Origin of the sequence: Azonexus sp., from assembly GCF_049652925.1 — a bacterium.
Classification (GTDB): Bacteria; Pseudomonadota; Gammaproteobacteria; order Burkholderiales; family Rhodocyclaceae; genus Azonexus.
On sequence record NZ_JBASFI010000005.1, the window covers coordinates 127,466 to 143,270 of the forward strand.

At 61.3% G+C, this 15,805-nt stretch carries 24 protein-coding genes; 7 read left to right on the top strand and 17 right to left on the bottom strand.

What is annotated here, in order from left to right:
• Positions 1-17: 17 nt before the first annotated feature.
• The gene (locus tag WBK19_RS02210; protein ID WP_511286539.1) at positions 18-458 is read left to right on the top strand and encodes a DUF302 domain-containing protein; all 441 of its coding nucleotides are present in this window, start codon (positions 18-20) and stop codon (positions 456-458) included.
• Between the two features lie 149 nt (positions 459-607).
• Here WBK19_RS02210 and WBK19_RS02215 read toward each other — a convergent pair whose 3' ends face one another.
• The 4 genes from WBK19_RS02215 to WBK19_RS02230 all read right to left on the bottom strand — a co-directional run bounded on the left by WBK19_RS02215 (position 608) and on the right by WBK19_RS02230 (position 2,010).
• The gene (locus WBK19_RS02215; RefSeq protein ID WP_511286541.1) at positions 608-919 is read right to left on the bottom strand and encodes an FIST N-terminal domain-containing protein; all 312 of its coding nucleotides are present in this window, start codon (positions 917-919) and stop codon (positions 608-610) included.
• Positions 920-959: 40 nt separating this feature from the next.
• Complete coding sequence (locus WBK19_RS02220) at positions 960-1,148, bottom strand: hypothetical protein (RefSeq protein ID WP_511286543.1); 189 nt, start codon at positions 1,146-1,148, stop codon at positions 960-962.
• 82 nt (positions 1,149-1,230) lie between these two features.
• Positions 1,231-1,731, bottom strand: coding sequence for a nicotinamide-nucleotide amidase (pncC, locus tag WBK19_RS02225; protein ID WP_511286545.1), 501 nt, complete (start codon positions 1,729-1,731; stop codon positions 1,231-1,233).
• A 75-nt stretch (positions 1,732-1,806) separates the two neighbouring features.
• Complete coding sequence (locus WBK19_RS02230; RefSeq protein WP_511286547.1) at positions 1,807-2,010, bottom strand: hypothetical protein; 204 nt, start codon at positions 2,008-2,010, stop codon at positions 1,807-1,809.
• Between the two features lie 90 nt (positions 2,011-2,100).
• Here WBK19_RS02230 and WBK19_RS02235 point away from each other — a divergent pair, with 90 nt between their 5' ends.
• Positions 2,101-2,283 (top strand): hypothetical protein, encoded by a 183-nt coding sequence (locus tag WBK19_RS02235; RefSeq protein ID WP_494646754.1) that lies wholly within the window; start codon positions 2,101-2,103, stop codon positions 2,281-2,283.
• A 315-nt stretch (positions 2,284-2,598) separates the two neighbouring features.
• A complete protein-coding gene (locus tag WBK19_RS02240) occupies positions 2,599-3,042 on the top strand; it encodes a c-type cytochrome (RefSeq protein WP_511286549.1) in 444 nt (147 codons plus the stop codon).
• Between the two features lie 124 nt (positions 3,043-3,166).
• Here the strand turns inward: WBK19_RS02240 and WBK19_RS02245 are convergent, their stop codons facing one another.
• The 6 genes from WBK19_RS02245 to WBK19_RS02270 form a co-directional block, all read right to left on the bottom strand.
• Positions 3,167-3,496, bottom strand: a complete 330-nt coding sequence (locus WBK19_RS02245; RefSeq protein ID WP_511286551.1) for a hypothetical protein — start codon at positions 3,494-3,496, stop codon at positions 3,167-3,169.
• A gap of 139 nt (positions 3,497-3,635) precedes the next feature.
• Positions 3,636-5,627, bottom strand: a complete 1,992-nt coding sequence (locus WBK19_RS02250) for a UvrD-helicase domain-containing protein (protein WP_511286553.1) — start codon at positions 5,625-5,627, stop codon at positions 3,636-3,638.
• A 120-nt stretch (positions 5,628-5,747) separates the two neighbouring features.
• Positions 5,748-6,065 (bottom strand): hypothetical protein, encoded by a 318-nt coding sequence (locus WBK19_RS02255; RefSeq protein WP_511286555.1) that lies wholly within the window; start codon positions 6,063-6,065, stop codon positions 5,748-5,750.
• 44 nt (positions 6,066-6,109) lie between these two features.
• Positions 6,110-6,799: a DUF4197 domain-containing protein gene (locus WBK19_RS02260; protein ID WP_511286557.1), complete on the bottom strand. Its 690-nt coding sequence runs from the start codon at positions 6,797-6,799 to the stop codon at positions 6,110-6,112.
• A gap of 16 nt (positions 6,800-6,815) precedes the next feature.
• Complete coding sequence (locus WBK19_RS02265) at positions 6,816-7,952, bottom strand: PilT/PilU family type 4a pilus ATPase (RefSeq protein ID WP_511286559.1); 1,137 nt, start codon at positions 7,950-7,952, stop codon at positions 6,816-6,818.
• Positions 7,953-7,985: 33 nt separating this feature from the next.
• Complete coding sequence (locus WBK19_RS02270; protein WP_511286561.1) at positions 7,986-9,029, bottom strand: type IV pilus twitching motility protein PilT; 1,044 nt, start codon at positions 9,027-9,029, stop codon at positions 7,986-7,988.
• A 56-nt stretch (positions 9,030-9,085) separates the two neighbouring features.
• Here WBK19_RS02270 and WBK19_RS02275 point away from each other — a divergent pair, with 56 nt between their 5' ends.
• The 4 genes from WBK19_RS02275 to WBK19_RS02290 are packed head-to-tail and all read left to right on the top strand — an operon-like array spanning position 9,086 to position 11,407.
• Complete coding sequence (locus tag WBK19_RS02275) at positions 9,086-9,775, top strand: YggS family pyridoxal phosphate-dependent enzyme (protein ID WP_511286563.1); 690 nt, start codon at positions 9,086-9,088, stop codon at positions 9,773-9,775.
• On the top strand, positions 9,772-10,584 hold the full coding sequence (gene proC / locus WBK19_RS02280) for a pyrroline-5-carboxylate reductase (RefSeq protein ID WP_511286565.1): 813 nt from the start codon (positions 9,772-9,774) through the stop codon (positions 10,582-10,584). The genes WBK19_RS02275 and proC overlap by 4 nt, the downstream gene beginning before the upstream one ends.
• Entirely contained in the window at positions 10,584-11,117 is a 534-nt protein-coding gene (locus WBK19_RS02285; protein WP_511286567.1) for a YggT family protein, read from the top strand. Before proC ends, WBK19_RS02285 begins: the two co-directional genes overlap by 1 nt.
• Entirely contained in the window at positions 11,114-11,407 is a 294-nt protein-coding gene (locus WBK19_RS02290; RefSeq protein WP_511286569.1) for a DUF167 domain-containing protein, read from the top strand. Before WBK19_RS02285 ends, WBK19_RS02290 begins: the two co-directional genes overlap by 4 nt.
• Before the next feature lie 9 nt (positions 11,408-11,416).
• Here WBK19_RS02290 and ureG read toward each other — a convergent pair whose 3' ends face one another.
• From ureG to ureA, 7 genes are read right to left on the bottom strand one after another with little or no spacing between them, the layout of a single operon-like run.
• Complete coding sequence (gene ureG / locus WBK19_RS02295; protein WP_511286571.1) at positions 11,417-12,022, bottom strand: urease accessory protein UreG; 606 nt, start codon at positions 12,020-12,022, stop codon at positions 11,417-11,419.
• Between the two features lie 4 nt (positions 12,023-12,026).
• Complete coding sequence (locus WBK19_RS02300; protein WP_511286573.1) at positions 12,027-12,722, bottom strand: urease accessory protein UreF; 696 nt, start codon at positions 12,720-12,722, stop codon at positions 12,027-12,029.
• Complete coding sequence (locus tag WBK19_RS02305; RefSeq protein ID WP_226402565.1) at positions 12,719-12,925, bottom strand: tautomerase family protein; 207 nt, start codon at positions 12,923-12,925, stop codon at positions 12,719-12,721. Before WBK19_RS02305 ends, WBK19_RS02300 begins: the two co-directional genes overlap by 4 nt.
• A gap of 17 nt (positions 12,926-12,942) precedes the next feature.
• On the bottom strand, positions 12,943-13,482 hold the full coding sequence (gene ureE / locus WBK19_RS02310) for an urease accessory protein UreE (RefSeq protein WP_511286575.1): 540 nt from the start codon (positions 13,480-13,482) through the stop codon (positions 12,943-12,945).
• A gap of 1 nt (position 13,483) precedes the next feature.
• Complete coding sequence (gene ureC / locus WBK19_RS02315) at positions 13,484-15,190, bottom strand: urease subunit alpha (RefSeq protein ID WP_511286577.1); 1,707 nt, start codon at positions 15,188-15,190, stop codon at positions 13,484-13,486.
• Positions 15,187-15,492, bottom strand: coding sequence for an urease subunit beta (locus WBK19_RS02320; RefSeq protein ID WP_511286579.1), 306 nt, complete (start codon positions 15,490-15,492; stop codon positions 15,187-15,189). The genes ureC and WBK19_RS02320 overlap by 4 nt, the downstream gene beginning before the upstream one ends.
• 9 nt (positions 15,493-15,501) lie before the next feature.
• Complete coding sequence (gene ureA / locus WBK19_RS02325; protein ID WP_511286581.1) at positions 15,502-15,804, bottom strand: urease subunit gamma; 303 nt, start codon at positions 15,802-15,804, stop codon at positions 15,502-15,504.
• Position 15,805: the final 1 nt, after the last annotated feature.

Consider the following 15,805-nt stretch of genomic DNA (forward strand, 5'->3'; position numbering starts at 1 on the left):
CTAATACAGGAGCCCGCATGCGCCACCTCATATTTCTGCTTTGCTTCGTGCTGGCCGCTACAGTGACCCAGGCCGAAGAGTGGATGGTCAAGAAAAAACTGACCAGCAATTTTGTCGACACCCGCGACGCCATCGTCATGGCCATCGAAAACCGTGGGCTGGTGATCAATTACACCTCGCATATCGCCGACATGCTGAACCGCACCGGCAGTGACATCGGCGCGACACGTCAGATCTTCGAGCTGGCGGAAATCATTGAATTCTGTTCGGCCGGTCTGTCGCGCAAAATGATGGAAATGGACCCGCACAACATCGTGTTCTGTCCATTCGCCATCTCGATCTACACGCTGCCCGGCGAGAAAAACACAACCTGGGTGAGCTATCGGCAGCCCAAAGGCCCCGCTGCCAAGCTGGTCGCCCCGCTACTCGAGGCAATAGCCGCCGAAGCGGGATTGTAAGACTTCAATTTTGGCCGTTTTTTCCGGTTGACCGTGGCAAGCCCCGAAAAATCCGTTCAGACGACCATCGCGCCGCCCAGCCAGTGGTATAGCGCCGAATAAAGCAAGGTCGGATTGACCGGCTTGGTCACAAAATCATTCATGCCGGCCTACAAACATTGTTCGAATGCTGGCCGCCAGTCAATCATCGCAATCCGGTTGCCTTCGGTCGACGACGCGCTCATTGCCTGCTCCGGTTGCGCGAAGCCGTGCTCAAGGGTCGGCGCCATGTTGCCGGGCAACAGCAGGCCAAGCCCCCCATCGCCGACCTCCTGCGTTTCATCAAACAGGCAGGGCATCGGCTGGAAAGTCTCGCTCCCCGCGTTAACACCGCCATATTCGACACGATTCGAGAGCTCGAGGTAGATGTTGTCAAGAATGCTGGCCACGTTCGGCACCATGCCATCAAAGAGCATGAACAAGGTCGGCTTTGCTTCCCCGACGGGACAGCTCCTCAAGACCTCACGCGCCGCCGCGACAACAGCGCAGGCCGCGTTGCCCGTGGTATTCACGGCAGGCTGCCTGCAATACCGGCAGGTGGTCCTTTGCCGCTTCCGGCAACAAGGCCACGACCCCCGCTCCGGCTTGCCTCGGAGACCATTCGTTCAGCGCCTGCTCGATGGAGTCGCGATTCAGTTCAACGTAGCGCATCGATTTCACCTGGCCGACTTTCCATGGTGTATTTTTTGAATTTTTATATTTTTTACGAGTAGCCCGGAAAACCCCGACCGCCTCAAGCGATATAGACAGCCGATTCCAGACGGTCGATCAAGCCGACAAGTGCGTGGCGTACGGATTGCTCGCGAACCGAGGCCCGGTCACCGTTGAAATGATGGGTCTGTGCCTCGCAGCCCGCGTCTTTACGGGCCCAGGCGAAACAAACCATCCCCACCGGCTTTTCCGGTGAACCGCCCCCCGGCCCGGCAATGCCGGTAATCGCCACTGACCAGTCGGCCCGACTGTTGCCCAGAACGCCCAGCGCCATCGCCCTCGCCACGGCTTCCGACACAGCGCCATGACGCTCCAGCGTTGCCTCGGGAACGCCAAGCATGTCCATTTTGGCGGCGTTCGAGTAGGTCACGAACCCGCGGTCGAACCACGCCGAACTGCCGGCAATGGCCGTCACCGACTGGGCGAGCCAGCCACCAGTGCAGGATTCAGCAGCGGCCAGCCATTCGCCGCGCTCGAGGAGCAGACGACCCAGACCTTCGGCAAGTTTCTCCAGTTCGGACATATTGTTCAATCCTAGCACGCGACCCAAGACCAATGTCTGCCCCTGCCCCTGCCACCAGACAACCCGAAGCGCCGATCACCGGCGTACCCTGGCCGGTGGCCAAGGTACGCGCATGAGCGGCGTCGACAAAGGCCAGCAGCCGGGCGACGGCGCAAGGTTGCGGCATGGTGCGCCGACATGGGCGCCATCGAAGTCGACTTTTCCGACCAGAGCGAAGCCTTCGGCAATTTCAACACCCTGGACGACCTGATCAGAAGCTGAGTACTGCAGGTTCGCCAAGACCCTGTGGAAAACCGATATTGCACCGCAGCATAATCAGGCTATACTCGACGCGCAGGAACAATAATTGTCCATAAATCGAGAACAGCCATGAACGTCAAGATCCATTACCGCATAACCCAGGACCGCGCCGGCATCCCGCAGGACTACACGGGCGCCCGCCACTTTGTCGTCAGCGAAGGCGAAGCAATCGAAGACACGGCAACACATCAGTTGGCGACCGATTATCAGGTCCCGAAAAGTGCTGTCCAGATCTGCCGTATCGAGAGCTGAACCACTCCTCGCACCCACGATAAACAATCGGCACGGCACGCCTGAAAGGGTGTATCCGTGCCTTTTTCATGACCACCTATTGCGATTGTGCATTGCACAATTTTAGAACAACCACATTTTGTTACAGAAGGCTACGAAAGTACGACAGACTTTGAGAGCACGGGAACTTACACTGCAGTTGTGCATTGAACCCCTCCTCTCGAAACTCCCCCTTTCGAGAACTTCGACCCCGCCACTGGCGGGGTTTTTTTTGCTCAGTCACCGCACTGGGCCGTTATAATGGTGTTTTTTAAACATTGCACTGGGGTCTTGAGCATGGCCGAGCAACATTCTTCCAAGAGCATCATGTGGGCAACGATCATCGTCGCCGCCATTCTGATTGCTGTCATTTATCCGCTGACCGCCAACAAGAGTGGCTCGACGGCAAACACCAGCAGCGCTGCCGACGAGGCAGATATTCGCATTCAGCCGGTTGCCCGGTTTGAACTGGCCAAGGCCGAAGCACCTGTCGCCAGCGGCCCCCGCGATGGCGCAACGATTTACAACACGGTCTGCGGCGCCTGCCACAACACTGGCGCTGCCGGCGCTCCGAAGATCGACGACAAGGCCGCCTGGGCACCGCGTCTGGCTACCGGCAAGGATGCGCTGATCAAGAGCGTCACCAATGGCAAGGGTGCCATGCCCCCGAAGGGCGGCGCCACGCTGTCCGACGACGAGATCAAGGGCGCCGTCGAATACGTGATGGGCAAGGCGAAATAAGCCTCACCGCTCACATCAAGGGAGGCTGCGGCCTCCCTTTTTCGTGGACGTAAAAAAGGGCGTCTCGTGGGCGCCCCGGCCAGTTCAGCTTTTGGAGGGCTGCGACTGACGTCCTGCGGATTCCTTACTTCTTGGCCGGTTCGGCAGCCTTTGCGGCTTCCGGTACAGCAGCAGGTGCGGCGGCCTCAGCCGGCTTCGCAACTTTCTTCGCTTTCTTGACCTTGGCAGCGGGCTTGGCGGCAGCCGGTGCTTCGTCCTTCTTCATTTCCGGGGCGGCGACGGCCGGCTTGCCTTCCGGCGCCTTGACGGCTTCGGCGACCTTCGGGGCTTCAGCCTTGACGGTGGCGGCGACCGGGGCAGCCGCCTTCACTTCAGCGGCGGCCGGCTTGACATCAGCGGCGTGGGCAACACCAAAAGCGGTGGCAAGGATGATGGCGACGAGTTGTTTGGTCATTTTTGATTCTCCAGTATTGTTGATTCGGTTTTTGATCCGGCTTTGCAAAATTGCGCTGCCTTGTGCCGAATAACGCGACTGGTTACCGCCCGGATGTCATAAGCAGCGTAACCCGTTGTAACGCAGTGTTACCAAGCGGTTAGCGCTTGTTTCCCGAGAGCATTGCCTTCATGGCATCGAGCCGGGCGCTGCCGGTTGCCTTGTCGGGAGGGACATCCTGCTTGCCGCCGGTGAAACGAACGTCTTCCTTGCCCATTTCGTCGATGAAGCGCGAGGGCTCGCAGGGCACAAATTCGCGGGCCTGCTTGCGGCGTTCGCAGTAGGAAATGTTCAAGGTGTGCTGGGCGCGCGTGATGCCGACGTACATCAGGCGGCGCTCTTCCTCGATTTTGGCCGGATCGACCGATTCGCGGTGGGGCAGGATGCCTTCCTCGACACCGACCAGAAAGACGTTCTTGTACTCCAGGCCCTTGGCGGCATGCAGGGTCGACAGTTGCACAGCATCGTATTCGTCGTCGTTCTTCTTATCGAGCATGTTGATCAGCGCGATGCTCTGGGTCAGATCGACCAGCGTTTTGCCGTCCTGTTCGCCCTTCTTGTTCAGCCAGTTGGCGAATTCGCAGACATTGGCCCAGCGCGTCTGGGCCGTGCGCTCCTCTTCGTGGTCGTAGAGGAAGGTTTCGTAGTCGATAGCCTTGAGCAGATCAGGCAGGACCTGATGTGCCGGCTCTTTGCTGGCCCGCGACTGGGTACGGTTGATGAAGTTGCAGAATTCGAGCAGGGGGTCGAGCTGGCGCGGCTGGACGCGGTGCGCGAAGCCCTCTTCAAAGGCGGCCTGGAACAGCGAGACGTGGCGCTCGCCAGCATAGATGCCGAGCACCTGCAGGGTCGCCGCGCCAATGCCGCGCTTGGGCGTCGTGGCGGCGCGAATGAAAGCGGGGTCGTCGTCTTCGTTGGTGAGCAGACGCAGGTAGGCGTTGATGTCCTTGATTTCGGCCTTGTCGAAGAAGGACTTGCCGCCGGAAAGCAGGTAGGGAATGCGGTGGTCGCGCAGGTATTCCTCGAAAATCCGCGCCTGGTGGTTGGAACGGTAGAGGATGGCGTAATCCTTGAATTTGGCGCGATGCTCGAACTTGTGCGCCTGCAGTTTCATGACCACGCCTTCGGCTTCGGCGTCATTGTCGCGGCAGGCGGTGACGGAAATCTGTTCGCCGTGGCCGAGATCGGACCAGAGCTTCTTGTCGAACAGTTTTTCGTTGTGCGAGATGACGTTGTTGGCGGCCTTGAGGATTCTGACGGTCGACCGGTAATTTTGCTCAAGTTTGATGACCTTGAGGGCGGGAAACTCGGTCGGCAGTTTCTTGAGATTTTCGATGTCGGCACCGCGCCAGCCGTAGATCGCCTGATCATCGTCGCCGACCGCCGTAAACTGGGCGCGGACGCCGGTCAGCAGCTTGAGTAGCTGATACTGGCAGGCGTTGGTGTCCTGGTATTCATCGACCAGCAGGTAGCGCAGGCGGTTCTGCCACTTGTCGGCGATTTCCGGATGCTCGCTGAACAGTTTGACCGGCAGGCCGATCAGGTCGTCGAAATCGACCGCCTGATAGGCCTTGAGTGTCGCTTCGTAGGACAGGTAGGCGTGGGCGGCCAGCTTTTGGTGCTCATCGGTGGCCAGATGGCGCGCTGCCTCGGGTGTAATGAGCCCATTCTTCCAGTTGGAAATGGTGGACTGGACGATGCGCAGCGTCGCCTTGTCGACGGTACCGGCCGTTTCGCTGATGATGCCGGCGCAATCGGCCGAATCGAAAATCGAGAAACGTGGCTTGTAGCCGAGCGCCTTGGCTTCTTCGCGCAGGATGCGGACGCCCAGCGAGTGGAAAGTCGAAATCTGCAATTCGTCGGCTTGCTGCTTGGAGAGCAGCTTGCCGATGCGCTCCTGCATTTCCTTGGCCGCCTTGTTGGTGAAGGTGATGGCGGCGATATTGCGCGGATTGAAGCCGCAGCTTTGCACGAGGTAGGCGATTTTCTGCGTGATCACCCGCGTTTTGCCCGAGCCGGCACCCGCCAGGACGAGCAGGGGGCCGTCGAGGTAGTGGATCGCTTCGCGTTGCGGTTGATTGAGGCCGGACATGACTCTGCAAATGACGGCGCCCCGACGAGGCGGGGCGCGCTGGATAGGTTGCCTTGATTTTAACTCAGGGCGGCAGATGTGAATATTGGCCGTTTTTCCCGGTTGACCGTGGAAGCCGCTTCAGACGGTGTCGTCAATGCCGATCAGGCGGTCCAGCGGCACGCCGGGCTTGATCAGGCTGTCGGTGCCGAAATCCTTTTCAAGCAGTTGCGCCGCAACGTCGCGCGCCCCTTGCAGCACGCGCTCCTGACCGTGAAAGTCGCCGACGGCGCCCGGGTCGACTTCGGCGATCTCCTGTTGCAGCGTGCGCTGGCGATCGCCTTCGATGCCTTCCATGACTTCGACCCGCCGAATCTGCTCGTTGTCGACCGGACGCACGCGCTCGCTCGATTCACGAGTGGCGCGTTGCGTGGTGCTCGACAGACGGGTGAGTTTCATTGGGGGCTCCTTGCCCCCAATTACGGCATTTAAAGCAATTAGCTTTAATTCAGCGCGCCGAAGACGTTTTTGAGCAGATCGCTGCCGGCGCCCATCGGATTGGCGCGCAGCTTCTTTTCTTCTTCGGCAATCATCAGGAACAGGCCATCCATGGCTTTCTGCGTCACATAGCTATCGACGTCAGCGTTCTGTTTATCAACCAGGCCAGCGCTCGCTGCCTTGCCGGCGAACTTGTTGTACTGGTCGGCCAGCTGGAGCTTGTTGGTTTCCTTCTTGACGATGGGCTTGAACTTGGCGGTCAGCTGATCGGTCGAGGTGCGCTTGAAATACTGGGTCACGCTGTCCTCGCCGCCAGTCAGGATATCCTTCGCATCCTTGACGCTCATCTTCTTAATCGACTCGGTGAGGATGGGCTTGGCTTCGGCCACGGCATTTTCGGCCGCGCGGTTCATGGTTTCGACCAGCTGGTCAGCCTGCTTGCCCATGCCGAACATGCGCAGGGCCGAATCGGCCTTTTCCAGATAGCCGGGCAGCTTGATCTTGACCTTGTCGTTGCCAAGGAAGCCGCCACTCTTGCCAAGCGACGCAACAGCGTAATCAGCACCCTTGGCCAGTGCTTCCTTGACGCCGGCACTGGCGTCGCCGCTGGAGATGGCATCGAGCGCCCCGGCCTGGGCGAATCCTACGGTCAACCCGAAAAAAAGGGCAAAAACGGAATGTTTCAAGGCGTGCATGAGAGGCTCCTTTGGATCAGACGATGTCGAGGTGACCGATACCGGACGACAGATCCCGGTCCTTCGACTCCTTGCCGTGCAGCTTGATCTGCAGGCGCAGGTCGTTGAGCGAATCGGCATTGCGCAGCGCATCTTCGTAGGTGATCTTGCCGGCTTCGTAGAGGTCGAACAGCGCCTGGTCGAAAGTCTGCATGCCGAGTTCGCGGGATTTCTTCATAATTTCCTTGATCTCGTGCACCTCGCCCTTGAAGATCAGGTCGGAAATCAGCGGCGAATTGAGCATGACCTCGATCGCCGCCATCCGCCCCCGGCCGTCCTTTTTCGCAATCAGGCGCTGCGAAACGAGGGCGCGCAGGTTGAGCGAGAGGTCCATGAGCAGTTGCTGACGACGCTCTTCCGGGAAGAAGTTGATGATCCGGTCGATGGCCTGGTTGGCGCTGTTGGCGTGCAGCGTCGCCAGTGCCAGGTGGCCGGTTTCGGCGAAGGCGATGGCGTAGTCCATGGTGTTTCGGTCGCGGATTTCGCCCATTAGGATGACGTCCGGTGCCTGACGCAGCGTGTTCTTGAGTGCCGGGCCCCAGTCATCCGTATCGACCCCGACTTCACGCTGCGTGACGATGCAGTTCTTGTGCTCGTGGACGTACTCGATCGGGTCTTCAATGGTGATGATGTGGCCGTACGAATTCTCGTTGCGGTAATCGACCAGCGCGGCCAGCGAGGTCGTCTTGCCGGTACCGGTGCCGCCGACGAAGATGATCAGGCCGCGCTTGGTCATGGCCAGATCCTTGAGCACCGGCGGCAACAGCAGTTCGTCCAGCGTCGGGATGGTCATGTTGATCGTCCGGCAAACAACCCCGACACGGCCCTGCTGAACCAGCGCATTGACCCGGAAGCGGCCGATACTGGCCGGCGAAATGGCGAAATTGCATTCCTTGGTCGCTTCGAACTCGGCAGCCTGGCGGTCATTCATGATCGAGCGGGCCAGTTCGGCCGTGTGCTGCGGCGTCAGAACCTGGTTCGAGACCGGCGTGATCTTGCCGTCAATCTTGATGGCCGGCGGAAAACCGGCGGTGATGAAGAGGTCGGAGCCTTTCTTTTGCGACATCAGACGCAAAAGATCGTGCATGAATTTCATTGCCTGATCGCGTTCCATTGTTTCCCCTTGTCTGTTCTGTCAGATGCCCGATCAAGCCGGGAAAGCATCCTTGTTGGCAGCGCGGAAGCGCGCTTCGGCGCTCGATACGACGTTGCGCCGCACCAGGTCGATCAGGTTCTGATCGAGCGTCTGCATGCCGAAATTCTGGCCGGTCTGGATCGCCGAATACATCTGGGCAACCTTGTTTTCGCGAATCAGATTGCGGATGGCCGGCGTGCCGATCATGATTTCGTGCGCCGCGACCCGGCCGCTGCCGTCCTTGGTCTTGAGCAGCGTCTGCGAGATGACCGCACGCAGTGACTCGGACAGCATCGAACGGACCATTTCCTTTTCCGCCGCCGGAAAGACGTCGACGATACGGTCAACCGTCTTCGCTGCGGACGAGGTGTGCAGGGTGCCGAATACCAGGTGGCCGGTTTCAGCCGCAGAGAGGGCCAGGCGAATGGTTTCCAGGTCGCGCATTTCACCGACCAGGATGACGTCCGGATCTTCCCGCAGGGCCGCACGCAGGGCGTTGGCGAAGGACAGCGTATGCGGCCCGACTTCACGCTGGTTGATCAGGCACTTCTTCGAGTCATGAACAAATTCGATCGGATCCTCGACCGTCAGGATGTGGCCGTAATCGTTTTCATTGACGTGATTGACCATCGCCGCCAGCGTCGTCGATTTGCCGGAACCGGTCGGCCCCGTACACAAAACGATGCCGCGCGGATACTCGGAGATTTCCTTGAAAATCTTCGGACAGTTCAGCTCTTCCAGCGTCAGCACCTTGGTCGGAATGGTCCGGAACACGGCGCCGGCACCACGATGCTGATTGAAGGCGTTGACCCGGAAACGCGCCAGATTCGGGATTTCGAAGGAGAAGTCGCACTCCAGCGTCTCTTCATAGACCTTGCGCTGGCCGTCGTTCATGATGTCGTACACCATCCCATGAACGTCCTTGTGTTCCATGGCAGGCAGGTTGATGCGCCTGACATCGCCATGCACCCGGATCATCGGCGGCAGGCCGGCGGAGAGGTGCAGGTCGGAGGCTTTGTTCTTGACGCTGAAAGCCAGCAGTTCGGTGATGTCCATGCGGATCGTCCTCGGAGCGCGTGTATACTTGGTTTGTTGTTAATTCCCAATGGATTATGAGCGCAATCGCCGACAACCTGCAAGCTGTCCAGGCCCGTATCAGCGATGCTGCGGCGCTTGCCGGCCGTTCACCGGAAAGCATTCACCTGCTGGCGGTCAGCAAAACCTGGCCGCTGGCCAGCGTGATCGAAGCCGCCGATGCAGGCCAACGTGCGTTCGGCGAGAACTACGTGCAGGAAGGTATCGACAAGGTGACGGCGACTGCCGGACGCAATCTCGAATGGCATTTCATCGGCCCGTTGCAGAGCAACAAGTCGCGCGCCGTCGCCGAGCATTTCGACTGGGTCCACTCGATCGAGCGCCTGAAAATTGCCGAACGTTTGTCGGCCCAGCGCCCGGCCAACCTGGCGCCCTTGCAGGTCTGCATCCAGGTTAACGTCTCGGGCGAAGCCAGCAAGAGTGGTTGCGCGCCAGATGATGCGCTGGCCCTGTGCCAGGCTGTCGCGGCCCTGCCCGGTCTCCAGCTGCGCGGCCTGATGGCCATCCCCGAGCCGACCGACGACCCCGCCGCCCAGCGCGCCCAGTTCCACCATGTATGGGAAATTTACGACCACATCCGGGCGGCCGGCATACCGCTCGATACCCTTTCCATGGGCATGTCCCACGATCTTGAAGCAGCTGTTGCCGAGGGCGCGACTATCGTCCGCATCGGCACGGCCATTTTTGGTGAGAGAATTTACAGATGAAAATTGTTTTCCTGGGCGGTGGCAACATGGCCAACGCGCTGATCGGCGGCATGCTCAAGCAAGGCTTCGCGGCCAGCGACATCGATGTCATTGACCCGGGCGCCGAAGCGCGCGCCAAGCTGGCTGCATCGTATGGGGTCAATTGCCATGAAAGCGCCGCCAGCGCCCCGGCCGCGCCGGACATTCTGGTGCTCGCCGTCAAGCCGCAGCAGATGAAGGAAGCTGTTGCGCCGCTCGTCGGCAAACTGGGCCAGGCTGTGGTCATCAGCATCGCCGCCGGCCTCGACATGACTGCCCTGTCGCGCTGGCTCGGCGACCATCGGCAGATCGTCCGCTGCATGCCGAACACGCCAGCCCTGATCGGAGCCGGCATCACCGGGCTGTGCGCACTGCCGGAAGTGAGCGCCGACCAGCGCGCCGCGGCGGATCGCGTCCTGCGCGCCGTCGGAACCACGGTGTGGATCGAGGACGAGGCGAAGATCGATGGCGTCACCGCCATTTCCGGCAGCGGCCCGGCCTATGTTTTCCTGTTCATCGAAGCGCTGCAACAGGCCGCCGCTGACCTTGGCTTCACGCCGGAACAAGGCCGCCTGCTCGCCATCGAAACCGTGCAGGGCGCCGCCGCGCTGGCCGCCCAGTCAAGCGAACCGGCTTCGATTCTGCGCGAACGCGTCACCTCGAAGGGCGGTACTACTGCTGCCGCCCTCAACGTCATGGCCGAACGCGGGGTCAAGGACGGCATCGTCGCCGGCTGCATGGCCGCTGCCGCCCGTGGCCAGGAACTCGGCAAGATTCTCGGAGCCGATTGATGCAAGCCATCGTTTTCCTGCTCGACGCTGTCGTCAGCTTCTTCTGCACACTTTTCCTGCTGCGTTTCATGATGCAGGCGTTGCGAGTTTCCTTTGGCGGGCAGATCGGCGATTTTGTCGTCAAGCTGACCAACTGGGCGGTCAAGCCGCTGCGCCGCGTCATCCCCGGCGCTGGCGGTTTCGACTGGGCCAGCCTGGTTGCCGCGTTGGCACTGCAACTGTTGTTCACCGGCATCATCGTCGGCGCCTCAGTCAGTTTCAGTGACGTTGATGGCGCCAGCGTGGCGCCGATGGTCCTCTGGCTCGCCGTGCGTGGCCTGCTGCGTCTCTCCGTTTACATCATGATCGGCGCGCTGATCTTGCAGGCCGTGCTGTCGTGGATCAACCCCTACTCGCCGCTGTCGGCGCCAGCCCATCAGCTGACCCGGCCGTTGCTTGATCCGATTCGCCGCATCGTACCGCTGATCTCGGGTATCGACCTGTCGCCACTGGTCGCCATCCTGCTCCTGCAAGCGGTGCTGATGTTCCTGTGAGCGAGTGGTTTCGCCAGGCCGCCGACGGCCGCATCACGCTGACCCTGCACATCCAGCCTGGGGCGAAGAAAACGGAGTTTGCCGGGCTGCATGGCGACGCACTGAAAATCCGCTTGGCAGCCCCGCCGGTCGACGGCAAGGCCAACGAGGCGTTGGTCAAGTTCGTTGCCGAAACGCTGAAACTGCCCAAATCGGCGGTCAACCTGAAAAGCGGCCAGACTTCGCGGCGCAAGGTGCTCGAAGTTCAGGGCGCCGAGGTTGGCGCCATTGCCGCTTTCGCCTCGGCATAATTCAGGCGCTTAAAGCATCCCGCGTTCGCGGATGAAGGCGATGATCTTGTCCAGGCCTTCGCCCGTTTTCAGGTTGGAAAAGACAAAAGGCCGCTCGCCGCGCTGAACCTTGGCGTCGTGCGCCATGACCTCAAGCGAGGCGCCGACCATCGGCGCGAGGTCGATCTTGTTGATGATCAGCAGGTCGGATTTGGTGATCCCCGGTCCGCCCTTGCGCGGAATCTTCTCGCCGGCGGCGACGTCAATCACGTACAGCGTCAGATCGGAAAGCTCGGGCGAAAAGGTGGCAGCGAGATTGTCGCCGCCCGATTCGACAAGGATCAGCTCAACTTCAGGGAAGGCCCGCTGCAGGCGGTCGATGGCCTCAAGGTTGATCGAGGCGTCTTCGCGAATGGCCGTATGCGGGCAACCGCCGGTCTCGACCCCGATGATGCGCTCGGGCGCCAGCGCCGAATGATTGACCAGAAACTTGGCATCCTCGGCGGTGTAGATGTCGTTGGTGACGACGGCCATATCGACCTGCTCGCGCAGGGCCTGGCACAGGGCGAGGGTCAGGGCGGTCTTGCCGGAACCGACGGGGCCGCCGATACCGACGCGTAAGGCTTGTTTGCTCATGGTTTTACGATCTGAAGAGACGTGAATATTGGGTTTCGTGGCGGGCGCAGGCGATGGCGAAGGCCGGCGTGAAGTTGGACCATTTCGATTTTGGCCAATTTTTCCGGTTGACCGTGACATCAGGGATTTTCCGGCCCAGTTCGGCAAGCAGGCGCTGGCCCGCCGCCTGACCGAGCGGCACGGCTTTGAGTGCCGCCATCACCTGGTTCTCGGCCCACGACCAGAGGTAAGCGGTGAGTGCGGCTTCCGGGTCGATCCGCCAGGCGGCGGCGTTGCCGGACCAGACCGTCGGGAAAGCCACCTCGGGCATGGCTTCGACCGCGGTCATCACGCTGCCCAGCGAACCGTCGCGCAGGTCGCGCAGCAGGCGGCGCATCGAGAAACCCATCTGGGCGGTTTCGGCCCGCAGTTCGGCGGATTCGCGGCTGGCCAGGAATTCGGCGTTGAGGCAGTCGATCTCGGCCGTGTCGCCAGTCGACCACGCCGCCATCAAGGCAACGACGAGCGGCGCCTCGTAGCGACCGATACCGTGTTGCAGCAGGTCGGCGATCCACTGTCCGGCACTGGCTTCGTCACGAATGACGCCGGATTCGACCGCCCACTCCAGCCCCTGCGAATAGGTGTAGGCGCCGACCGGCAGCGCGGGGCTGGCCAGTTGCAGCAGGCGAGCGAGTTGCAGCATTGACGAAGCAGGGTTCATCCGGTCGCTTGCTGCTTTTTCCAGTCGTCAGTGAGCAGCCCGGCGAAGCCCCAATTCTCGTCGTCGATTTCTTGGATGACGATGTGCGTGTGCTCCGGCTTCTTGCCCAGCACACGGGCCAGCGAGTCGGTGATATCACGAACGATTTCTGCCTTTTGTGCCCGGGTGGCACCCTTGGTGATTTGAACGTTAACGTAGGGCATGTTGGCAAATTTCCCGTTTAGCGCGGCTTGAACTGGTGGATTTTCGGCACCGAGCGATGCGGGCCGTGACCGGGGTTGTGGAGGTCGGGGCCCGGCTCATCGTCGCCATGATGGTGGTGGCCACCATGCGACCCATAGGCGCCGGATTCAGGCTGGAACGGGGCTTCGGTTTCGCTCACCGTGCAGCCGAGACCGCGCACCATGTCGGCCAGCACGTGGTCGGCCTGGAAACGCAGTTTGCCGCCGTTCTCGGTCGGCAGAATCTGCACCGGCACATGCCGGTTGCCGAGATGGTAGGCGGCGCGGGCGAAGAGCAGCGGACTGTCGGCGACGGCTTCGATGAGTCTTTCCGGCGCGGCGAGGATTTCGACGACTACGGAACCATCTTCGGCTGCCAGTTTGTCGCCGCCCTGCAGGTGGTCGCCACGCTCGAGGAAGATACCGGCTTCGGCGCCGGAAGCGAGCGTCACCTTGAGGCGGCTGCGCTTGCGTTCGTCGTAGGCGAGCGCGACCGAGTCGGTGGCCGATTGTTGGGTGCGTTGGTTGAGAATCAACATGTCAGAACAGGAAGTAACGTTGGGCCAGCGGCAATTCTGTCGCCGGTTCGCAGACCAGATGCACGCCGTCGGCCTTGACCACGTAGGTTTCGGGATCGACGGTGATTTCGGGCGTCGCGCCGTTGTGCACCATGTCGGACTTCTTGAGCGTGCGTGTGCCGGAGACGGCGATCAACGTTTTGCTCAAACCGAGCGCAGCGACGGCCGGGTTGTTCAGCGCCGCCTGCGAGACGAAGGTGACCGAAGTCTTCAGCGCCTTGCCGAAGCTACCAAACATCGGCCGGTAATGCACCGGCTGCGGTGTCGGGATCGAGGCGTTGGGGTCGCCCATGGCGGCGGCGGCGATCATGCCGCCCTTCAAAATGAGCGACGGTTTGACGCCGAAGAAGGCCGGTTTCCACAGCACCAGGTCGGCCAGCTTGCCGACTTCGACGGAACCGACAGTGTGCGCGATGCCGTGGGTCAGCGCCGGGTTGATCGTGTACTTGGCGATGTAGCGTTTGACGCGGAAGTTATCGTTGCGCGCATTGTCTTCCGGCAAGGCGCCGCGCTGCAGCTTCATCTTGTGCGCCGCCTGCCAGGTGCGGATGATGACCTCGCCGACGCGGCCCATGGCTTGCGAATCGGAGGACATCATCGAGAAGGCACCGAGGTCGTGCAAGATGTCTTCGGCAGCGATGGTCTCGCGGCGGATGCGCGATTCGGCGAAGGCGATGTCCTCAGCGATGCTCGGGTCGAGGTGGTGGCAAACCATCAGCATGTCGAGATGCTCGTCGATGGTGTTCACCGTGTAGGGCATGGTCGGGTTGGTCGAACTGGGCAGGACATTGGGCAGGCCGGCTGCCTTGATGATGTCCGGGGCGTGGCCGCCGCCGGCGCCTTCGGTGTGGAAGGTGTGGATGGTGCGGCCCTTGAAGGCGCCCAGCGTCGCTTCGACGAAGCCGGATTCGTTGAGCGTGTCGGAGTGGATGGCGACCTGCACGTCCATCTCGTCGGCCACTGTCAGACAGCAGTCGATGGCGGCCGGTGTCGTACCCCAGTCTTCGTGCAACTTGAGGCCCATCGCCCCGGCCTCGACCTGTTCGCGCAGGGCTTCCGGCAGGCTGGCGTTGCCCTTGCCGAGGAAACCGAGGTTCATCGGGAAAGCGTCGGCGGCTTCGAGCATGCGGTGGATGTGCCACGGTCCCGGCGTGCAGGTCGTGGCGAAAGTGCCGGTGGCCGGCCCGGTGCCGCCGCCGATCATAGTGGTCACGCCGGAATAGAGCGCCTCGTCGATCTGCTGCGGGCAGATGAAATGGATGTGACTGTCGATGCCGCCGGCCGTGACGATCATGCCCTCGCCGGCGATGACTTCGGTGCCGGGGCCGATCACAATCGTGACGCCGGGCTGGATGTCCGGGTTGCCGGCTTTGCCGATGGCGGCAATGTGGCCGTCTTTCAAGCCGATGTCGGCCTTGACGATGCCGGTGACGGCATCGACGATCAGCGCATTGGTGATGACGGTATCGACCGTCTCAGCCGAGACGCGCTGGCCCTGGCCCATGCCGTCGCGGATGACCTTGCCACCACCGAATTTCACTTCTTCGCCGTAGATGGTGTGGTCCTTTTCGACCTCGATGATCAGTTCGGTATCAGCCAGGCGCAGGCGGTCGCCAGTGGTCGGGCCGAACATTTCGGCGTAAGCCTGACGGGTAATTTTCGTGCTCATAGCGCCCCCTGGATCAGGCCACGGAAACCATAGACCTTGCGGTCACCGGCCAGCGCCACCAGTTGCACGGTGCGCGTCTGGCCCGGCTCGAAGCGCACGGCAGTACCGGCGGCGATGTCGAGACGGAAGCCGCGCGCTGCTTCGCGGTCGAAGGAGAGGCCGGCGTTGGTTTCGAAAAAATGGTAGTGCGAACCGACCTGGATCGGCCGGTCACCGGTGTTGGCGACAACCAGCGTGATGGTCGGCCGACCGGCGTTGAGTTCGAGTTCGCCGGGTTCGGCGAGGAGTTCTCCGGGGATCATGTCAGCTCCTCAAACAATCGGGTTATGCACGGTGACCAGCTTGGTGCCGTCCGGAAACGTCGCCTCGACCTGAATTTCCGGGATCAGCTCGGCGATGCCGTCGATCACGTCAGCGCGGCTCAGCACCTGCGTGCCGGCGTGCATCAATTCGGCGACAGTCCTGCCTTCGCGGGCACCTTCCATGATGGCGCAGGTGATCAGCGCCACGGCTTCCGGGTAGTTCAGCTTCAGGCCCCTGGCCTGGCGCCGCTCGGCGAGCAGGCCGGCGGTGAAGATCAGCAGTTTGTCTTTTTCGCGCGGTGTCAGTTCCATG